The following is a 17,477-nucleotide window of genomic DNA, read 5'->3' on the forward strand; positions in this document are numbered from 1 at the left end:
CCGGCTTTTGACCGGAGCCGCTCAGGGTTCGGCTGGAACGCCGGCTTGCGGAAGCCCGGGTCCGGCGAGCTTCAGCGCCCGCGCCGCCTGGGCCGGGGTCGCCTTGTCGCGGTCGCGGTCGACGCTGAGATTGGCCTCGCGCATCGCCTCGACCGTGACCGCGCCGATCAGCGGCCTGAGCGCCTCCGTCAGGCGCGCGTCGTCCGCCCGCCGGGGCGAGACCAGGACGACGGCGTCGTACGGCGGGATGGCGCCCTCGGGATCGCCCAGGATGACCAGCCCGTCGGCGGCGATGCGCCCATCCGAGGAAAAAGCGCTGATCACGTCGGCGTCGCCCGCGGCCAGGGCGCGGTACATGAAGGTGGGCTGGTACGACCGCCGGGTGCGGAAGGCGAAGCGATAGGCGCCGTCCACCGCCCGCCACTCGGGCCGCGACAGGAACTCCAGGTCCGAGCCCAGGGCCAGTCGTGGTGAGACGCGGGCGAGGTCAGCCAGGTCCGCGATCCCGAGCGCACGCGCCCGGTCGGCGCGCATGGCGAAGGCGTAGGCGTTCTCGAACCCCAGCGACCCCAGCACCACCACGCCATCGCGGCGGCGCAACTCGGCCGTCAGCGTGGAAAGCACCGCCTCGCGGCCCGGATTGTCCGAACGGCCCAGGACGTTGGTCCACAGCGTGCCGGAATAGTCGACGTAGACGTCGATCTCGCCGGCTGCGAGGGCGCGGTAGGCCACCGCCGATCCCAGGTCCTCCCGTCGCGTGACTCGCGCGCCGGTCGTCTCCAGCCGTTCGGCCATCAGTTCGGCCAGGATGTACTGCTCGGAGAAGTTCTTGGCGCCGACCACATAGGCTGGCCCCTGCCCCCGCATCGCGAAGGGTGAGAGCGCCAGGGCGACGCCCAGGGCCAACCCGCCCAGCCCCGCGGCGACGAGGACCGGACGCCGCCGCCGCGCCCCCGTCTCGGCCAGGCCGAGAAGCTGGTCCGCCGCCAGAGCCACGGTGGCCGAGGCCGCGCAGCCGAACAGCACGAACACCCAGTTCTCGGTCTGGAGGCCGGCGAAGATGTAGTTGCCCAGGCTGGTCTGGCCTACCGGCGTGGACAGCGTCGCCGCGCCCACCGTCCAGACGGCGGCGGTGCGGACGCCCGCCATGATCACGGGCGCCGCCAGCGGCAACTCCACCTGCCAGAGCCGCTGGGTCGGGGTCATGCCCACGCCGTCGGCCGCCTCGACGACGGCCGGGTCGATACCCGTGATCCCCGCCACGCCGTTCCGGAGGATCGGCAGCATGGAATAGAGGGTTAGCGCGAGCAGCGAGGGCAGGAAGCCCAGCGCCGAGAATCCTTGGCCGAGGATCGACCCGGAGAACGCCGACAGCGCCAGCAGCACCGGATAGAACAGGGCCAGAAGCGCGAGGCTGGGGACCGTCTGGATCAGGCTGGCGACCGCAAGCGCGGGCCAGCGAACGCGGGGGCTTCGCGCGGCTGCCACGGCCAGGGGGACGCTGATCGCCACGCCCAGAGCGAGGGCCGAGGCGCTGAGCAGCACGTGCCAGCCCAGGTAGTCCGGCAGCAGCCGGAAGGCCTCTGCCAGTCGCGGATTCATAGGCCGAACCTCTGACGCAGGCGCTCGGCCTGGCGGCGCGGGGCGTCGAGCAGTTCCCGCACCTCCTCGGTCGGCGCCTCGGCCAGAAGCATGGCCGGGGTCCCGTCGGCGATGATTCGCCCCGATGCCAGGACGACGAGGCGGTCGGCCAGCAGCACGGCCTCGGCCATGTCATGGGTGACCATCAGGGTGGTGAGGCCCAGCCGGTCGTGAAGGGCGCGGTAGTCGTCGCCCAATGCGTCGCGGGTGAGAGGATCGAGGGCGCCGAACGGCTCGTCCATAAGCATGAGGGCCGGCTCAGCCGCCAGGGCCCGCGCCACACCGACGCGCTGACGCTGGCCCCCCGACAGCTCGGCCGGCGCGCGGCCCGCCATCTCGGGCGGCAGGACCACCAACTCCAGAAGCTCGGAAACCCGTGCGGCGATGCGGCCCGCCTCCCACCCCAACAGGCGCGGCGTCACGCCGATGTTGCCCGCCACCGTCAGATGCGGGAACAAGCCGACATCCTGGAATACGTAACCGATCCCGCGCCGCAAGGCCGGCCCATCGACCTCGGCGACCGGCCGCCCCGACACCCTCACCCTCCCTGCGTCCGGCCGGATCAGGCCGTTGATCGTCTTCAGAAGGGTGGTCTTGCCCGAGCCCGATCCGCCCACGAGGGCCACGAACTCCCCGCGCCGAACCGAGAGATCGACACCGTCGAGCGCGGCGCGGGCGCCGTAGCGCCGCGTCACTCCCGCCAGCTCGATCAACGCTTCGGCCATACCCCCGCCTAACATTTCGCGACGGCTTGGGGGAGCCGCGGCGCCCGGCTAAACGTTAGGGCGTCAGCTTCCATGGAGTCCCGAATGATCCGCCGCGCCTTCGTCCTCTCCGCCGCCGTCGCCCTCGCCGCCTGTCAGGCCACGGCCGGAACCTATGACCTCAAGAACAACGCCGGGGCCGCGGCCGGGACGGTCACCCTCACCGAGGCGCCGAAGGGCGTGCTGATCAAGGTCGAGGCCACCGGCCTCACGCCGGGATGGCACGGGCTGCACCTGCACGAGAAGGCGGATTGTTCGAAGTCCGACTTCACCTCGGCGGGGGGCCACACCCACGGCGGCGGCGACCGCATCCACGGCCTCCTGAACCCCGACGCGAACGAGACCGGCGACCTCCCCAACCTGTGGGCGGGCGCCGACGGGACGGCCAAGGCCGAGGTGTTCACCACCCTGGTCACGCTGAAGTCGCTGAAGGACGCCGACGGTTCGTCGGTGCTGATCCACGCGGCGGCCGACGACCACAAGAGCCAGCCCATCGGCGGAGCCGGCGCGCGCGTGGCGTGCGCGGAAGTCAGATAGGCGCGAGGCGGCTCATTCCGTGAAGGCCCGGATGGCCCCCGCTAGATCGGCATCCGGAGGATTTCCTGGTAGGCGCTGATCACCTGGTCGCGGACCGCCATCACGGTCTCCAGGCTGGCCTCGGCGGCCGAGATGGCGGTGACCACGTCCACCAGTTCGGCCTTGCCGGCGACCTGGGCGGCCATCCGGGTCTCGGCCGTCTTGGACGCCGTCACGGCGTCGGTCATGGCCGACTTCAGGATGTCGCCGAAGCCGAGCTGGCCCGAGGCGGCGTTGTTGGGCGTCAGGCCGGGCGTGTCGCCGATGCCGATGCCCTTCTGGGTCGCGGCGTAGGCCTTGGCGGCGGCAAAGGGCGTGATCATCGCTCAGGGCCCTACTTCTTGAGGAGATCCAGCGTCCGCATCTCTATGGTGCGGGCGGTCTCGATGACGTTGAGGTTGGCCTCGTAGGCTCTCTGGGCCTGGCGCATGTCCAGCGACTCCACCAGCGAATTGACGTTGGGCAGCTTCACATAGCCCTGAGGGTCGGCCGACGGATGGCCCGGCGCGTACTCCTGGCGGAACTGGGTCCGGTCGGGCTCGACCTTGCTCATGCGCACGCCCTGCGCCCCACCGATCCGCGTGGGCTCGAACACCGGGGCTTGGCGGCGATAGGGATCCCCGCCCGGCGTCCGGGAGGTCGAGTCGGCGTTGGCGATGTTCTCGGCGATGATCCGCATCCGCGCCTGCTGGGCGCGCAGCGCCGAGGCGGCCACGGCCTGGGCCGCGTTGGCGGGGGACTTGATCTCGGCCATCTAGGCTCTCCCCTTACCCGCGGCCGGGCGGCCGGGAGGCCATGCGCAGCAGGCCCATGGACTTCTGGTAGAAGCTGATGGCGGCGTCGTAGCTCATCCGCGCATCGCTCAGCTTGAGCATCTCCTCCTCCAGCACCACGGCGTTGCCGTTCAGGGTGGTCTCGGAACTGCCCGTCTTCACGGTCTTGAACGTCCCCCCGCCGGCCCGGCGGTCGGACTTCGGGGTCATGTGGCCCGCCTGGGTGGCGCTCATGGTCCCGGCGGCGGAAGCCTGCTGCTGCGCCTGCAGCCGGGCGTTGAAGCTGAACGGCTTCAGGTCCTCGGCCCTGTATCGGGGCGTGTCGGAGTTGGCGACGTTCTGCGCGATCACCTTCTGGCGCTCGCTGAGATAGCCCAGCCGGCCCTTGAGCATCGAGAAGAGCGGTATGTCGGCCAGGTTCATGGCCGCGATCCTGGAGAAACAGGGTTAATCCGCGTTTAAGGGATTCAGTCGCGAATGGGGCGCACGACACCGCGCCCACGGCCGACATGGAACTCTCCGACTTCCTCCGCGCGATCTTCGCCCTGGCCCTCACGCTGGGCCTCGTAGGCTTGGCCGCCGTGGCGCTACGGCGCTACGGCCCCGACGCCATGGCGCGGCTGGCGGCGCAGAAGAAGGATCGCCGCCTGCGGGTGGTCGAAAGCCTGGTTCTCGACCCGTCCCGGCGGCTGATCATCGTGGAGTGCGACGGCCGTCAGCGCCTGGTGCTCCTGGGCGAAGGGCGGGTGCTGGACGAACTCAAGACGCCGGACGCCAACTGATGCGCGCCTTTCTCGCGGCCCTCCGCACGCTGCCGGCCGAAGACTGGCGCCGCGCCGCCCTCATCGCCGGGATCACGACCTGCGCCGCGCTGACCGTGCCGGCCGCCGCGGTGGCCCAGACCCTGAACGTGGACCTCGGGACCGGGGCGGGTCTGACCGAACGGGTCGTCCAGCTCGTCGGCCTGCTGACGGTCCTGTCGCTGGCGCCCTCGATCGTGATCATGACCACGTCCTTCGTGAGGATCGTGGTCGTGCTGTCGCTGCTGCGGACCGCGCTGGGCCTTCAGCAGAGCCCGCCCAACGCAGTGCTGATCTCGCTGGCCATGTTCCTGACGGCCATCGTCATGGGTCCCACCTTCGAGCGGTCCTACAACGAGGGCGTCCGCCCCCTGCTGGAACAGCAGATGGAGCTGCCCCAGGCCTTCGACGCCGCCGGCGGGCCGGTGAAGCAGTTCATGCTCTCGCAGGTGGACGAGGAGGATCTCGCGCTCTTCGTGCGCCTGTCGCGGATCGAGCGGCCGGCCACGGTCCAGGACATCCCGATCCGCGTGGTTACCCCGGCCTTCATGATCTCGGAGCTGAAGCGCGCCTTCGAGATCGGCTTCCTGCTGTTCGTGCCCTTCCTGGTGATCGACCTCGTGGTCGCCAGCGTGCTGATGAGCATGGGCATGATGATGCTGCCGCCCGTCATCATCAGCCTGCCGTTCAAGCTGATCTTCTTCGTCCTGGTGGACGGCTGGCGGCTGGTGGCCGGCAGTCTGGTCGAAAGCTTCCAGCGCGGCGCGGGCGGAGGGTAGCGGCTGGGCCTTCCCGGTCGCGCCGACAGCCGGACCCAGCCGGGATCGGGCTCGTCAGCCCGCCGCAGGAGGTCTCGACGCCGGCTCGGCGGCCGCCTGCCGCGCCGGCGTCGCGGCGGCCTTGGCGTCGCCCGTCGGAGCCGCGCGCGTCTTGAAACGGCCCTTCATCTTCTCGACCCAGCCCGCGAACATCTCGCCGTCGGCCGAGACGCGGCCGAAGTCGGCCACGCTCAGGCGGCCGGTGGGCAGGCCCGAGAGGGCGATCCGCAGGGCTTCCGGGTTGTTGGCCTTCTCGTAGAAGCCCTGGTAGCGCTGCTGCAGGCGGGCCAGCGCGGGGTCGTCGCCGGCCAGGCTATAGGCGACGCCCGCCCTCAGAAGGCGGCCTTCCTCGTCGCTGCTGAGCTGGGTGTCGCTCTTCCAGCGCTCACCCAGGCTCTTCTCGTAGAGCGGGCCGGCGGCAGCCCAGTCCTTCTGCTTCCACAGGATCTCGGCGCGCAGATCGCCCGCGTCCTTGCCCGTGTCGCGTTCGATGATCTCCAGGGCGTTCTCGTACCGGCCCAGCGACGTCCAGGCACGGGCCTCCACCAGGCGCCGCTCGGTGTTGAGCGCCGTCGGCAGGATCGTGGTGCGCGAGCCGTTGATGGCCTCCAGCGCCTGCTCGGGCTTGCGGTCCATGAGGTAGATCACCGCCAGGTCGGTGGCCACCTGGGCGCGCGGCACGCCGTCGAGGCGGTTCTCGGCCTGGTACTTCAGCAGTTCCGCGGCCTGCGGCAGCAGGTCCACGTCCACCAGCCGGCGCACGATCCTGCGCACCATCATGTCGCCGTCCGCGCCCAGCGGCGCCAGCTCGCGGAAGTCGAAGAACAGCGCCAGGGCCTGCGTCGGCTCCAGCCCGTCGGCCAGGCCATCGAGGAACAGCGCGCGGAAGGCGGTGTTGAGGTCGGCCTGAAGCTGGATGGCCTCCGGCAGGTCGGGCAGGCGGACTCCCGCCGAGCGCAGGGCTTCCAGGGCTTCGCGATAGCGCCCCTGGGCGAGGTAGAGCTGCCCCAGCGCCCGGATCGTCTCCAGTTCGGTGGCGTCGCCGCGCCAGCGGTAGCGCAGGCTGTCGAACACGCCCACGGCCTGAACCGGCGTCACCTGGCCGAGCTCCAGCCGGATCTGCGTCGCCCGCAACACCGCCGGAGCGGCGATCGACTCCAGCGGGGCCGTGGCGATCGCGTTGTAGACCTTGAGCGCGCGGTCCTTGTAGCCGTTCATCTCGATGATGCGGGCGTGGACCAGACGGGTCCGCAGCCGCTCCTCGGGATCGACCTTCTCCTCCAGGGCCAGCCTGATCCGCGCCTCCGCGGAGGCCAGGTCGCCCTGGGCCAGCGCCGCCTGCGCGTCGGCGCGGGCGAAGCGGCTCTTCCAGACCGGGCTGAAGAGACCGAAGGCCTCGACGCCCTTGGCGAACTGGGCCCGCGCCTCTCCGTACTGCGCGAGCTGGGTGTCGACATAGGCGCGCCACAGGGACGTCGACGGATCGTCGGCCAGCGCGGGGGCCGAGAAGTCGGTGTCAGCCTCGGCGTAGCGCCGGGCCATGGTGCGGGCGATGCCCCGCAGCCCCCGGAACTCGGGGTCGTCCAGCATCTCGGGATGGGCGCGGGCCAGGGCGTTCAGCACCCCGATGGCCTCGAAGCTGAGCTCCGAGCCCACCAGGAAGCGGGCGAGCGCCATGCGGGCGGCCACCGGCGCGCCGCGCTCCTTGTTGGCGCCTTCCGCCGCTGCGGCGGCGAGCAGGCTTTCGTAGCGGGGCACGAAGCCGTCCTCGCCCGTCTTCGACCAGTCGGCCGACACAAGCGCCGGCATCGCGGCCGCCTGCGGGGCCCCGAGTTGGACCTGCTCGCGGTCGCGGGTGGCCCAGGCGGGTGAGAGGTTCAGCCCGCGCGCGCGGCCGATGCGGACGATCTCGCCGTCGCGCCGGACGCTCAGGTCGTCGACCGCCGCCTCGACGGCCAGGCCCTGAACCGACGGCAGCAGGGCGGCGTCCACGAAATCCCGGCGGGTGGGCACGCCCTTGGGCGGGCCGAGCGCGGTGACCACCGTCAGGGTGTCGCCCACCACGGGATCGGGCAGGTTCACGACCCGCGTCGCCCCCGCCACCGGCGCCCGCAAGGTCGCCGGACCGCCGGCGGAATCGCGGCTCACCCGCACGATCGCCGGCTGGGACTGAGGTCCCGGCCCGAGGGCCACCGTCCACACGCCGCCCTGAGCGCTGACGAACACCGGCGTATCCGGATCGGCCTCGATCCGCAGGGCGGCGTGGTCGGCGCCCCGGAACGACTGCAGGCCTCGGAGGGGCCTTGTGGCCGGCGCCCCCGAAACGTCGAGGCTGGCCGGGGCGTCGAAGACCACCCAGACCGCATCGCCTCGGCGGAAGACCGCGGCGCCCGCAGGATTGGCGAACGCGAACGAGAGCTGGGTCTGGCCGCCGCCGACCTTGGCGTCCATCTTGACCACGCCGCCGGGCGGGAGAGGGTCGGGCCGGGGCGGCTCGGCCTCGGCGACCGCGACGGGCTCGGCGCTCGCGTCCGGCGGGGGCGCGGCCTTCTCGAAGACGTTCACATAGATCGCGCCATCGGCTCGCCCGATCCGGGCGTCGGCGTCATCGGCGAGGGTCAGCACCAGTTCCGGCCGACCGCCCGCGACGCGGCGATCGGCGGCCTTCACCCAGCGGGGCGGAGCGGTGCGCAGGCGCGCGATGTCGGGGTTCGCCCCCGGGGCGAAGGTCAGGACGACGGCCTGGCCCTCCCGGCGGGCGGACGCCTCGCCACGGACCTCGATGCGCGAGAAGGACTCCGCCGTGGCCACGCGGAGGCTCGGCCCGCCGCGCGCCTGCGCGGCGGCCGGCGCCGCATGCACGACGATCCCGGCCGGCGCCGCGACCCCGGCGATGCAGGCCGCGGCGACCCCGGAGCGGAGGGCCCTTCTCAGGACCATGGCCTACCCGGCCTTGGCCGGCGGCGCGGCCGCCGGAGCCGGCTCGGCCGGCTCGGGGCTCGCCGCCTGCTGGTCGGCAGGCGCCGCCTTGCGCGGGGGCGTGTTCGGGCGCTTGGCCGGGGGCGTCGCGGCGCGCGGAGCGGCCGCCTGCTGCTGCGTCGAGGGCTGGGCGCCGTCGGCCACGGCCTGCGCCCGCTCGGCCGCGGCCTGGGCGTCGGAGAACCGGCGCGCCAGCGCTTCGGTCAGCTTCTTGGCTTCGCCGGGGGACATCTGGGCGACGATCGCCGCCAGCGACCGCTCCTTCATCTTGGCGGCGATCGGAATCCGCACACTGTCGTCCAGAGCCGTCATGCGCGGCGCGGCGTCCTTGGCCTTCATGTTCTCGAACACCTTCACCAGGCGGTCGATCTCGGCCTCCTGCTTGGTGTCGGTCTGGGCCAGCAGGCCGTTCACCTCGGCCTTCAGCCCGTTCAGGGCCTTGATCTTGGCGTCCAGCTTCGCCTCGGCCGCAGCCATCAGGGCGAGTTGGGTGCTCAGGTCGTTCTCGCGGGCGTCCAGCACGCCGCGGCGCGCGCCCAGGCTCTGCAGAACCTGAAGCTCGGCCGGCGACAGGCCCGCCTGCTTGGCGAGCTCGGCCGCCGTCGGCGCGCACACCGCCTTCGGGGCGATCGTGGGCGTCGGCAGGCCGGCGGCCGCGTCCTGGGCGTCACCGGTCGGTGCGGTCTCGCCCGTCTTCGCCGTGGGCGCCTTGGCGGCCGGCGCGGCGCCTTTCGTCGCTTCCTGGGCGAACGCCTGCGCCCCCGAGAGCAGGCCGGGCAGGTCGCGGGCGCCCGAGACGGCGTTCACCACCAGGACGCCGCCAACGGCGACGCCCAGCAGCGGCAGGATGCGCGGGACGGACTTCAACGGAGCGCTCCGGCGAAACGGTCGAACGCCGGGGCGTCCTCGAACAGCTCCTCGTCGGCGGCATGGGCCGGCCGGCGGGGCATAGGGGTGACCCGCGCCGGCGCCGCGGCCGCCGCCGGACGCGCGCGCTCGACGTCGGTGACGCCGTCCACCTGGAGGCGGCTGCGGGCCATCGCGAGCAACGCGCCCAGCCGCTGTTCGGTCGTGTCTTCGACGCGCGGCCCAGGTTCGATGCGCGGCCCGGGCGCGACGGGCGGCAGGCCGCGCGCCGTGGCGCGTTCGGCCGCCAAGGGGCGCGGGGTTTCCGGCGCGGAGGCGACCAGCTTCTCCAGCCGCCCGGCCAGGGCGCGGCCCTTCTCGATGCGGTCGGACAGCATGTCCACGGCCTCGTCCGTGGCGGCGCGCAGGTCGGCGAGGCCCTGTTCCGCCCGCTGGGCGGCCTGGTTGAGCTCGCGCACCGCCGCCTCGAAGCCCTCGTGGCTGTCGCGCAGCGCCTTGAGGCGACGGTTGAGGCGGACGCCGACCGCCATCGCGGCGATCAGCAGCGCGGCGAGCAGCACGTTCAGGCCGATGGCGATCAGGCTCATGTCATCCTCTGCACGGCTTTGCGGGCCTGCGCGGAGAGCGGAGCCTCCACGCGGACAGCGATATGGGCGTTGCGCCGGCCCATCCGGCCCCGGGTCAACGGGATCGTCCCAGCCCGCAGCTCGATCAGACTGTCGGGCGTCGCGTTCAGCATCAGGGTGTCGCCGACCTTCAGGTCCAGCACCTTCCTCAGGCTGATCTGCTGCTCGTCGAGCACGGCGCGGACGTCCATGTTGGTCGTCCAGAGCTCGGTGGCCAGGTGGCTTTCCCAGATGTTGTCGCGGCCGAACTTCTCGCCCATGAACTGCTGGAGCAGCATCTTCCGGATGGGTTCGAGGGTCGCGTAGGGCAGCAGCAGCTCGATGCGGCCGCCGCGGTCTTCCATGTCGATGCGCAGCTTCACCAGGATGGCGGCGTTCGCCGGCCGCGCGATGGCCGCGAACCGCGGGTTGGTCTCCAGGCGGTCCAGGGTGAAGTGGACCGGCGTCAGCGGCTCGAACGCCTCCTTGGCGTCGGCCAGCACCACCTCGACCATCCGCTGCACCAGCACGCGCTCGATGGTGGTGTAGGGCCGCCCCTCGATCCGCATCGCGGCCGTGCCGCGCCGCCCGCCCAGCAGGACGTCCACGATCGAGTAGATCAGGTTCGAATCGACCGTCAGCAGGCCGTAGTTGTTCAGCTCCTCGGCCCGGAACACCGCCAGGATGGCGGGCAGCGGGATCGAGTTCAGATAGTCGCCGAAGCGGATCGAACTAATGTTGTCGAGGCTGACCTCGACGTTGTCCGAGGTGAAGTTGCGCAGGGAGGTGGTCATCAGCCGCACGAGGCGGTCGAAGACGATCTCCAGCATCGGCAGGCGCTCGTAGCTGACGAGCGCGGAGTTGATGATCGCGCGGATGCCGGTGCGCTCGGCGATCTCGTCGTCCGACAGGTCGAAGCCCAGCAGGCTGTCGATCTCGTCCTGGTTCAGGATCCGCTCGGCCGAGTTCGCCTCGGCCGCGGCGGCCGCGGCCCAGTCGGTCTCACCACCGCCGTCGCCGGCGGGCGCTTCGGTCTCGGGTGTGTTGTCGGGATCTTCGGACATGGCGTGGGAAGCCAACTGCGCGAGCGCTAGTTGATCAGCATCTCCTCGATGAGGACGGCGTTGGCCTTGCTCGGCTGGATGACGAGGTTGACCCGGCGAAGGATCTCCATGCGGAGCTGGTAGCTGCCCTGGCTCCCGGCGAGGTCCTCCGGGCGGAGTTCGCGCAGGAAGCTCTGGAACATGTCCTGGAGCCTCGGCATGTTGGGATCCAGTTCGTCCACCGCGCCCCCATCGGGCAGTTCCAGGGTGAGCTTCAGCTTCAGGAACGTGGCGCGGCCGTCGGCCGTCTGCATGTTCACCACCACGTCGGGCATGGTGTAGAAGACGACGCCATCGGGCCCCTCGCGGACCACCGCGGCGCCCTTCTCGCCTTCCTTGCCCTTCGCGTCCTTCTTTTCCTTCTTCTTCTCTTTCTTCTCGCCGCCCTTTTCAGCCGCCGCCGCATCGGGCGCGGGCTTGAGGAACATGAAGGCGGCCGTCCCGCCGCCGCCCAGCACGACGAGCGCCGCGGCGCCCGCGATGATCAGCATCTTGAGCGGGAGTTTCTTCTTCCCGGAAGCCTCGCCTTCCGCGCCCTCGGCGCCTTCGGGAGCCTCGCCCGCGGGCGCCTCCTTGGGCTTCTTTTCCTTCTTCGCCACGCGCGTGGGTCCTTCGAGAAACAGCGGCCTGCGGAACTCGCTGCCTCAACGAATGCGGGTCTTTGGTTAAGAAGCGGTTTTTAACGGTTCTTAACGGGCTCGATTCCTGCCCGGCAATTTTCGCCGCCGGGCAGCCGTTAACCTTCTTATTTTCTGATTTTATTGAATTTTCAGGTTGGCCCGAAGCTTGCAGCCAGGATGGGCGGAACGTCGCACCACCACCTGGGTCCCCGTTAATGGACAACGCCGTCTTCGTAGGTCTCTCGCACCAGATGATCCTCCGCCGCGAGATGGAGATCATCGCGAACAACATCGCGAACATGGACACCACCGGATTCAAGGTGGAATCCATGATGCAGCGCACCGAGCCGGCAGCCCCCGCGATGACGCTGGGCGGTCCCCGGCCGGTCAAGTTCGTGGCCGCCGACGGCGTGGCCCGCGACTTCGGTCAGGGCGTGCTGACCAAGACCGGTGCCACGTTCGACATGGCCATCGAAGGCAAGGGCTTCTTCCAGGTCCAGAGCCCGGACGGCCCCCGCTTCACGCGTGACGGCCGCTTCACGGTGGACCCGACCGGCCGTCTGGTGACGCAGGCCGGCCTGCCCGTCCTCGACGAGGGCGGCGGCGAGATCCAGATCGACATGGAGCGGGGCGAGGTCGCGATCGGACCCGACGGGACCATGAGCCAGGGGAACGAGCGCGTCGGCAAGGTGGGCGTGTTCGAGTTCGCCACCCCCGGAGCGCTGGAGAAGGCCGGCGACAACCTCTTCCGCAATACCTCCAACCTGGCCGCCAATCCCTCACTCGAGGCCCGCGTCCGCCAGGGTCATATCGAAGGCTCCAACGTCCGCCCGGTGCTCGAGATCACCCGGATGGTCGAGGTGTCCCGGGCCTACGAACGGACCGCCAGGATGATGGATTCCGAATCCGAGCTCTCGCGCCGCGCCGTCGAGCGCCTGGGCAAAGTGCAATAAGAAGGTAACGACCGATGCAAGCGCTCCGCACCGCCGCCACCGGCATGGCGGCCCAGCAGTTGAACGTCGAGGTCATCTCGAACAACATCGCCAACATGAACACGGTGGCGTTCAAGCGTCAGCGCGCCGAGTTCCAGGACCTGCTCTACCAGACCCTCGCCGCCGCCGGGACGCAGTCGTCCGACCAGGGCACCATCGTGCCCACCGGCGTCCAGATCGGCGCGGGCGTCAAGGCCGGGGCCGTGTACCGCGTCGGCATGCAGGGGTCGCTGACCCGCACCGACAACCCCTACGACCTGGCCATCGACGGCCGCGGCTTCTTCCAGGTGCTGACCCCGTCGGGCGAGATCGCCTTCACGCGCGCCGGCAACTTCTCGGTCAACGACCAGGGCCAGCTCGTGACCCAGGACGGCTACCAGATCGAGCCGGCGATCACGATCCCGGCCGACGCGATCCAGGTCTCGGTCTCCAAGAGCGGCCAGGTCGAGGTGATCCAGGCCGGCCAGACCGCGCCGAACGTGGTGGGCGTGATCGAGCTGGCCACCTTCGTCAACGAGGGAGGGCTCTCCGCCATGGGCGGCAACCTGTTCCGCGAGACCGCGGCCTCGGGCGCGCCCACCAACGGCACGCCCGGCTCGGTCGGCATCGGGACCCTGACCCAGGGCTACACCGAGGCCTCGAACGTCGATGCGGTGGCCGAGATCACCGCCCTGATCGTCGCCCAGCGCGCCTACGAGATGAACTCGAAGGTCATCTCCACCGCCGACGACATGCTGGCCACCGCCAACCAGGTGAAGACCTAAGCCATGAAGCTCGCCGCCTTCCTCGCCGCCCTCCTCACCGCCACGCTGGCCACGTCCGCGCTCGCCGCCACGCCGGTGACCCTCAAGGCCGACATCGTCGACGCCGACGGCGTGGTCACCCTGGGCGAGATCTTCGACGGCGCCGGAGCCGCGGGCTCGATACCCGTCGCTTCCCGCCCGATGGCCACGGTGATGCTCAACGCCCAGGCGGTCCGCCTGGCCGCGGCCCGCGCGGGCCTCGACTGGCCGAACGCCCAGGGCCTGCGTCAGATCGTCGTGCGCGGCCCCGCGGCCGGTCCCGGGGCCGGCGCCGCCTCCGGGACCGTAGCGGCCCGCGGCAACGTGGACGTCCTCACCTGGGCGCGCAGCCTCTCGGCCGGCGAGGTCGTGCAGCCCGCCGACCTCGTCTGGGGCAAGTCCGCCATCGCGCCGGCGGACAGCCCCGGCGAGCCGGAGGCGGTGATCGGCCTGGCGGCCCGCCGCCCCCTGCGGGCCGGCGCCGTCGTCACCGGCCGCGACGTCTCGGCGCCGCACGTGGTCAAGGCCAACGAGATGGTAACCCTGAGCTACGACAACGGCGGCGTCTCCCTCGCCCTCCAGGCCAAGGCCCTGGCCGGCGGCGCCGTCGGCGAGACCATCAACGTGCAGAACGTCACGTCGAAGAAGACCGTCCAGGCCGTGGTCACCGGACCCGGCCAGGCCGCGGTCGGCCCCCAGGCGGACGAGCTGAAGCTCGCCCGTTCTTCCCGTTACGCGCTCCGTTGAAGGAAGCCCTCGCCATGCGTCTGCGTCTTCTCGCCCTCGTCGCCCTCGCTCCGCTCGCCGCCTGCTCGACGGTCTCGGAGGCCGTGAAGGGGCCGGAACTGGCGCCCGTCGGCTATCCCGCCGCCCTGGTGCCACGCGACCAGAACGTTCTGCCGCTGGCCTCGGCCCGGGAGCCGCTGCCCCAGGCGGCCGGCGCCAACTCGCTGTGGCGCGTGGGAGCCCGCGCGTTCTTCAACGACCAGCGCGCCAGCCGCGTGGGCGACATCCTGACCGTCCAGATCGACATCGACGACAGCGCCAAGACCACCAACGCCACGTCCAGCTCGCGCTCGTCGGGCATGAACGCCGGCGTGCCGCACCTGCTGGGCCTCGAATCCAGCCTCGGCCGCCTGTTGCCGGGCGAGTTCGATCCCGCCAACGCCATCGAGACCCGCTCGACCACCTCGAACGCCGGCGCAGGCGCGGTCAGCCGCTCGGAGAAGATCAGCCTCACCATCGCCGCGGTGGTCACGGGCATCCTGCCCAACGGCAACATGGTGATCCAGGGCACCCAGGAGGTGCGCACCAACACCGACCTGCGCCAGCTCACCGTCGCCGGCATCGTGCGGCCCACGGACATCTCGTCGGCCAACACCATCCGGCACACCCAGATCGCCGAGGCCCGCATCAGCTACGGGGGCCGGGGCGACATCAGCCGCGTCCAGAAGACCCCCGCCGGCCAGTCGCTGCTGGAACGCTTCTCGCCCTTCTGATCCGGGATCGTACGGGCGGCCATGACGTTTCCTGCTTCCGGAGTGACTTCATGCGCCGCCGCACCGCCCTTCGCCTCGCCCTCCCCGTGGCCTTCCCCCTGGCCGTGGCCGCCTGCGCCCACCCGGCCGGACCGGGTCCCGGCGCCGACGGGATGACCTGGATCCTGAACGAGGCGGACCGCCCCGCGCTGGTCTACGGCGTGCCCGAAAGCGACCATCTCGCCGTCGCGCTGGAATGCCGGCGGGGCTCGGGACAGGTGGACATCCTCGTATTCGGCGCCGCCGAGCGCCCGCCGCGGCGGCTAGCGCTGGCCTCCGGCCCCGCGCGGACGGACCTCGCCGTGCAGAGCCAGGCCGACGAACTGTTCGAACAGGTCCACCAGGCCGAGACGCCCGCGACCTCCGACGTCCTGCGCCGCTTCAGGCGGACCGGCGCCATCGCGATCGGCCTGGACCGTCCGGAACCCTTCCCCGCCGCGCCTCAGCGCCTCAGGGCCCGCTTCCTGGCGCTCTGCGGAGGATGAAGCCCCCCGGGCGCCCAGCCTGCGGCCGGCCCGGGCAGGAATCAGCACAGGCCCGGCCCGCGCGCGACGCCGGCCTGGCGATCGCCGCGTAGGGCTATGGCACGTCGGCCGCCGTCACCGGCTCGGGATAGCTGTTGCCGAAGTGGGTGCGCAGATAGGCCACGACGGCGGCGGTCTGCTCGCGCGACAGCATGGCCTTGAAGGGCGGCATGCCCGCCTTCCCCTCCTGGATCACATAGATCGCGTAGGCCGTCGTCCCCATGCGGGGATTGTCGGCCAGCGCCGGAAAGGCCGCGGCCCCGACCGCGCCCTTGGCGTCGGCCATGTGGCAGGCCTGGCAATACATCCGGTAGACGTCGGCGCCGGTCCGGGCCACGGGCGGCTTCGTCCCGCCGGGGCCCGGTTCATCGGCGGCGGCCGGGACCACCGCCATCGCCACGAGGGTCGCCAGACCCACGGCAAGCTTCTTCACGGTCAGGCCTCCTGCGCGCGCTTGTGGAGACGGGTGATGGCGTCGAGGGCCGAGAGCAGCGAGCCCTCCATCCAGCAGCCGACGTACGAGGCGTGCTCGCCCGCAAGCACGATGCGGTCCTCGAGGGCCACCAGGTCCTGGTAGTGCTCGCGCCGGGTGTCCTCGTTCCAGCGGGCGCAACAGCCCATCGCCCAGGGCACGCGGCTCCAGGACACCGACGCCCCGTTCAGGAACTCCTTGCGGTAGCTGTCGGGATGGAAGACCGAGCCCTGCTCCAGCGCCGCCTCGATCCGTTCCTCCGGCGTCATGCCGCCCAGGTGCAGGCCGCCCGGCCCGTTGGCGAAGGCGCCCAGCAGCACCGCCGGCCCGTCGCTCAGCAGGCGGTCGTTGGGGTACGAGACCAGGCCGATCTCCTGGTTGGTGAACGAGTGCCCGCCGTAGATGGCGTAGTCCTCCTCCCAGAAACGCCGCCGCATCTCGAGCGCGACCTTCACGCCGGGGCTGTAGGGCACGGCCTGGATGGCCGCCTGCTTCTTCTCCGAGAGGTTGGTCTCGATCTGGCTCAGGACGGTCAGGGGGATGGTGCAGACGCAGAAGTCCGCCTCGGCCGTGCTGACCTTGCCGCTCTTCACGTCGGCGTAGGTCACCGTCACACCGCCGGCGCCCTGCATCAGGCGGGTGACCTTGGCGCCGTAGGTGATCAGCCGCCCGACCTGCCGGGCAAACCCCTTGCCGATCATGTCCATGCCGCCCACCGGCTGGAACATGGTGGTCTGGAACTCGTCGTTCATGAAGAACGCCATGTTCGCCCAGACCCGCGACTTCAGGACTTCGTCGAACGGAAACAGGTCCGACGGCTTCGGCGCCCCGTTCACCCCGCCGCCCGGCGGCAGCAGGAAGCCCCGGTGGCTGGACGACCGGTCGCCCTTCACGTAGCGCATGTCCCGGTCGAGCATGCCCCAGCCGCGCAGGGCCTCCTTCAGGAGGTCGAGGTCCTCGGCCGTCAACCGGGTGTCCAGCGCCTTCTGGTCGATCGCCTTGCCCAGCAGTTCCGCGACATTGCCCTCGAAATCCGCCGCCAGCGCGCGGAACCGCTGCGGCGCGCCGCCGAACGCGTCGGTCGAATGGACATAGGCGTTGTGGTTGAACTGGATGAAAGGCTCCAGCGCCACGCCGAACGTCTTGCAGTAGTACAGAAGCGTCCGGTGATGGTGCGGGATGCGCCAGGGGCCCGGATTGAAGTAGTTGCCCTTGGCGAAGCCCACGTTCTGGGTCGGCCCGCCCAGTTCGGTGTAGCGGTCCCCACCGCGCAGCGACCAGTTGCGCCCGCCCGCGCGATCCTGGAACTCCAGGATGCGGACCTTGTAACCGGCTTTCTCCAGTTCGTAGGCCGCCAGCATGCCGGCGAGACCCGCACCCAGAACGATCACCGACTGTCCCTTGCGCCCGCCCGACAGATCGGGCGGACCGGGAAAGCGGGTCTCGGCCGCGTGGCCGAAGGTGGTCATGAGCTGATAGACGGCGGCTGTCCCGCCAATCAGGCCGATGGCGTTCAGCAACTGCCGCCGCGTGGGCGTCTGACGGCCCGAATCCATGGAAAACCTCGAGCGACTCGCGTTCGCTCGATCGGTACGCCGGCCATGTTCCGAGAGAAGGTCCCGC

The 17,477-nt window shown here is 71.0% G+C and carries 20 protein-coding genes; 8 read left to right on the forward strand and 12 right to left on the reverse strand.

Annotated features, from left to right (window positions below):
- Nucleotides 1–21: 21 nt before the first annotated feature.
- Both WG212_RS14555 and WG212_RS14560 read right to left on the reverse strand, forming a co-directional pair.
- The gene (locus WG212_RS14555) at nt 22–1,602 is read right to left on the reverse strand and encodes an ABC transporter permease/substrate-binding protein (RefSeq protein ID WP_337187832.1); all 1,581 of its coding nucleotides are present in this window, start codon (nt 1,600–1,602) and stop codon (nt 22–24) included.
- Nucleotides 1,599–2,366, reverse strand: a complete 768-nt coding sequence (locus WG212_RS14560) for an ATP-binding cassette domain-containing protein (RefSeq protein WP_337187833.1) — start codon at nt 2,364–2,366, stop codon at nt 1,599–1,601. Before WG212_RS14560 ends, WG212_RS14555 begins: the two co-directional genes overlap by 4 nt.
- 84 nt (nt 2,367–2,450) lie before the next feature.
- Here WG212_RS14560 and WG212_RS14565 point away from each other — a divergent pair, with 84 nt between their 5' ends.
- Complete coding sequence (locus WG212_RS14565) at nt 2,451–2,942, forward strand: superoxide dismutase family protein (protein WP_337187834.1); 492 nt, start codon at nt 2,451–2,453, stop codon at nt 2,940–2,942.
- Nucleotides 2,943–2,983: 41 nt separating this feature from the next.
- On the opposite strand, the gene fliE is transcribed toward WG212_RS14565, so the two are convergent.
- From fliE to flgB, 3 genes are read right to left on the reverse strand one after another with little or no spacing between them, the layout of a single operon-like run.
- Entirely contained in the window at nt 2,984–3,304 is a 321-nt protein-coding gene (gene fliE / locus WG212_RS14570; RefSeq protein ID WP_337187835.1) for a flagellar hook-basal body complex protein FliE, read from the reverse strand.
- A gap of 11 nt (nt 3,305–3,315) precedes the next feature.
- Entirely contained in the window at nt 3,316–3,735 is a 420-nt protein-coding gene (gene flgC / locus WG212_RS14575; RefSeq protein ID WP_337187836.1) for a flagellar basal body rod protein FlgC, read from the reverse strand.
- Between the two features lie 13 nt (nt 3,736–3,748).
- Entirely contained in the window at nt 3,749–4,177 is a 429-nt protein-coding gene (flgB, locus tag WG212_RS14580; RefSeq protein WP_337187837.1) for a flagellar basal body rod protein FlgB, read from the reverse strand.
- Nucleotides 4,178–4,263: 86 nt separating this feature from the next.
- On the opposite strand from flgB, the gene WG212_RS14585 reads away from it, so the two are divergent.
- On the forward strand, nt 4,264–4,536 hold the full coding sequence (locus WG212_RS14585) for a flagellar biosynthetic protein FliO (protein WP_337187838.1): 273 nt from the start codon (nt 4,264–4,266) through the stop codon (nt 4,534–4,536).
- Entirely contained in the window at nt 4,536–5,333 is a 798-nt protein-coding gene (fliP, locus tag WG212_RS14590; RefSeq protein WP_337187839.1) for a flagellar type III secretion system pore protein FliP, read from the forward strand. Before WG212_RS14585 ends, fliP begins: the two co-directional genes overlap by 1 nt.
- 54 nt (nt 5,334–5,387) lie before the next feature.
- Here the strand turns inward: fliP and WG212_RS14595 are convergent, their stop codons facing one another.
- The 5 genes from WG212_RS14595 to WG212_RS14615 are packed head-to-tail and all read right to left on the reverse strand — an operon-like array spanning nt 5,388 to nt 11,525.
- Nucleotides 5,388–8,312 (reverse strand): endoglucanase, encoded by a 2,925-nt coding sequence (locus tag WG212_RS14595; RefSeq protein ID WP_337187840.1) that lies wholly within the window; start codon nt 8,310–8,312, stop codon nt 5,388–5,390.
- 3 nt (nt 8,313–8,315) lie between these two features.
- Nucleotides 8,316–9,218: a hypothetical protein gene (locus WG212_RS14600; protein WP_337187841.1), complete on the reverse strand. Its 903-nt coding sequence runs from the start codon at nt 9,216–9,218 to the stop codon at nt 8,316–8,318.
- Nucleotides 9,215–9,805 carry a DUF6468 domain-containing protein gene (locus WG212_RS14605; RefSeq protein ID WP_337187842.1) on the reverse strand — a complete coding sequence of 197 codons (591 nt, stop codon included), beginning with the start codon at nt 9,803–9,805 and terminating at the stop codon, nt 9,215–9,217. Before WG212_RS14605 ends, WG212_RS14600 begins: the two co-directional genes overlap by 4 nt.
- A complete protein-coding gene (gene fliM, locus WG212_RS14610) occupies nt 9,802–10,887 on the reverse strand; it encodes a flagellar motor switch protein FliM (protein WP_337187843.1) in 1,086 nt (361 codons plus the stop codon). The genes WG212_RS14605 and fliM overlap by 4 nt, the downstream gene beginning before the upstream one ends.
- 26 nt (nt 10,888–10,913) lie before the next feature.
- On the reverse strand, nt 10,914–11,525 hold the full coding sequence (locus WG212_RS14615; protein WP_337187844.1) for a flagellar basal body-associated FliL family protein: 612 nt from the start codon (nt 11,523–11,525) through the stop codon (nt 10,914–10,916).
- A 236-nt stretch (nt 11,526–11,761) separates the two neighbouring features.
- Here WG212_RS14615 and flgF point away from each other — a divergent pair, with 236 nt between their 5' ends.
- The 5 genes from flgF to WG212_RS14640 are packed head-to-tail and all read left to right on the forward strand — an operon-like array spanning nt 11,762 to nt 15,343.
- Nucleotides 11,762–12,499: a flagellar basal-body rod protein FlgF gene (gene flgF / locus WG212_RS14620; protein ID WP_337187845.1), complete on the forward strand. Its 738-nt coding sequence runs from the start codon at nt 11,762–11,764 to the stop codon at nt 12,497–12,499.
- A 14-nt stretch (nt 12,500–12,513) separates the two neighbouring features.
- Entirely contained in the window at nt 12,514–13,302 is a 789-nt protein-coding gene (flgG, locus tag WG212_RS14625; protein ID WP_337187846.1) for a flagellar basal-body rod protein FlgG, read from the forward strand.
- A 3-nt stretch (nt 13,303–13,305) separates the two neighbouring features.
- The gene (flgA, locus tag WG212_RS14630) at nt 13,306–14,067 is read left to right on the forward strand and encodes a flagellar basal body P-ring formation chaperone FlgA (protein ID WP_337187847.1); all 762 of its coding nucleotides are present in this window, start codon (nt 13,306–13,308) and stop codon (nt 14,065–14,067) included.
- 14 nt (nt 14,068–14,081) lie between these two features.
- A complete protein-coding gene (flgH, locus tag WG212_RS14635) occupies nt 14,082–14,819 on the forward strand; it encodes a flagellar basal body L-ring protein FlgH (protein ID WP_337187848.1) in 738 nt (245 codons plus the stop codon).
- A 50-nt stretch (nt 14,820–14,869) separates the two neighbouring features.
- The gene (locus tag WG212_RS14640) at nt 14,870–15,343 is read left to right on the forward strand and encodes a hypothetical protein (protein ID WP_337187849.1); all 474 of its coding nucleotides are present in this window, start codon (nt 14,870–14,872) and stop codon (nt 15,341–15,343) included.
- Between the two features lie 94 nt (nt 15,344–15,437).
- Here WG212_RS14640 and WG212_RS14645 read toward each other — a convergent pair whose 3' ends face one another.
- Nucleotides 15,438–15,815, reverse strand: coding sequence for a cytochrome c (locus WG212_RS14645; RefSeq protein ID WP_337187850.1), 378 nt, complete (start codon nt 15,813–15,815; stop codon nt 15,438–15,440).
- A gap of 2 nt (nt 15,816–15,817) precedes the next feature.
- On the reverse strand, nt 15,818–17,410 hold the full coding sequence (locus WG212_RS14650; protein WP_337187851.1) for a flavin monoamine oxidase family protein: 1,593 nt from the start codon (nt 17,408–17,410) through the stop codon (nt 15,818–15,820).
- Nucleotides 17,411–17,477 lie beyond the last annotated feature (67 nt).

The organism is Phenylobacterium sp. (assembly GCF_037189685.1).
GTDB lineage: Bacteria > Pseudomonadota > Alphaproteobacteria > Caulobacterales > Caulobacteraceae > Phenylobacterium.

What these genes read in the sequence shown, in the direction of transcription:
- WG212_RS14560 (WP_337187833.1), bottom strand. Translation starts at nt 2,366, where the DNA reads ATGGCCGAAGCGTTGATCGAGCTGGCGGGAGTGACGCGGCGCTACGGC.
- fliM (WP_337187843.1), bottom strand. Translation starts at nt 10,887, where the DNA reads ATGTCCGAAGATCCCGACAACACACCCGAGACCGAAGCGCCCGCCGGC.
- flgG (WP_337187846.1), top strand. Translation starts at nt 12,514, where the DNA reads ATGCAAGCGCTCCGCACCGCCGCCACCGGCATGGCGGCCCAGCAGTTG.
- flgC (WP_337187836.1), bottom strand. Translation starts at nt 3,735, where the DNA reads ATGGCCGAGATCAAGTCCCCCGCCAACGCGGCCCAGGCCGTGGCCGCC.
- WG212_RS14585 (WP_337187838.1), top strand. Translation starts at nt 4,264, where the DNA reads ATGGAACTCTCCGACTTCCTCCGCGCGATCTTCGCCCTGGCCCTCACG.
- WG212_RS14555 (WP_337187832.1), bottom strand. Translation starts at nt 1,602, where the DNA reads ATGAATCCGCGACTGGCAGAGGCCTTCCGGCTGCTGCCGGACTACCTG.
- flgA (WP_337187847.1), top strand. Translation starts at nt 13,306, where the DNA reads ATGAAGCTCGCCGCCTTCCTCGCCGCCCTCCTCACCGCCACGCTGGCC.
- WG212_RS14650 (WP_337187851.1), bottom strand. Translation starts at nt 17,410, where the DNA reads ATGGATTCGGGCCGTCAGACGCCCACGCGGCGGCAGTTGCTGAACGCC.
- WG212_RS14605 (WP_337187842.1), bottom strand. Translation starts at nt 9,805, where the DNA reads ATGAGCCTGATCGCCATCGGCCTGAACGTGCTGCTCGCCGCGCTGCTG.
- WG212_RS14640 (WP_337187849.1), top strand. Translation starts at nt 14,870, where the DNA reads ATGCGCCGCCGCACCGCCCTTCGCCTCGCCCTCCCCGTGGCCTTCCCC.
- fliE (WP_337187835.1), bottom strand. Translation starts at nt 3,304, where the DNA reads ATGATCACGCCCTTTGCCGCCGCCAAGGCCTACGCCGCGACCCAGAAG.
- flgB (WP_337187837.1), bottom strand. Translation starts at nt 4,177, where the DNA reads ATGAACCTGGCCGACATACCGCTCTTCTCGATGCTCAAGGGCCGGCTG.
- WG212_RS14595 (WP_337187840.1), bottom strand. Translation starts at nt 8,312, where the DNA reads ATGGTCCTGAGAAGGGCCCTCCGCTCCGGGGTCGCCGCGGCCTGCATC.
- flgH (WP_337187848.1), top strand. Translation starts at nt 14,082, where the DNA reads ATGCGTCTGCGTCTTCTCGCCCTCGTCGCCCTCGCTCCGCTCGCCGCC.
- flgF (WP_337187845.1), top strand. Translation starts at nt 11,762, where the DNA reads ATGGACAACGCCGTCTTCGTAGGTCTCTCGCACCAGATGATCCTCCGC.
- WG212_RS14565 (WP_337187834.1), top strand. Translation starts at nt 2,451, where the DNA reads ATGATCCGCCGCGCCTTCGTCCTCTCCGCCGCCGTCGCCCTCGCCGCC.
- fliP (WP_337187839.1), top strand. Translation starts at nt 4,536, where the DNA reads ATGCGCGCCTTTCTCGCGGCCCTCCGCACGCTGCCGGCCGAAGACTGG.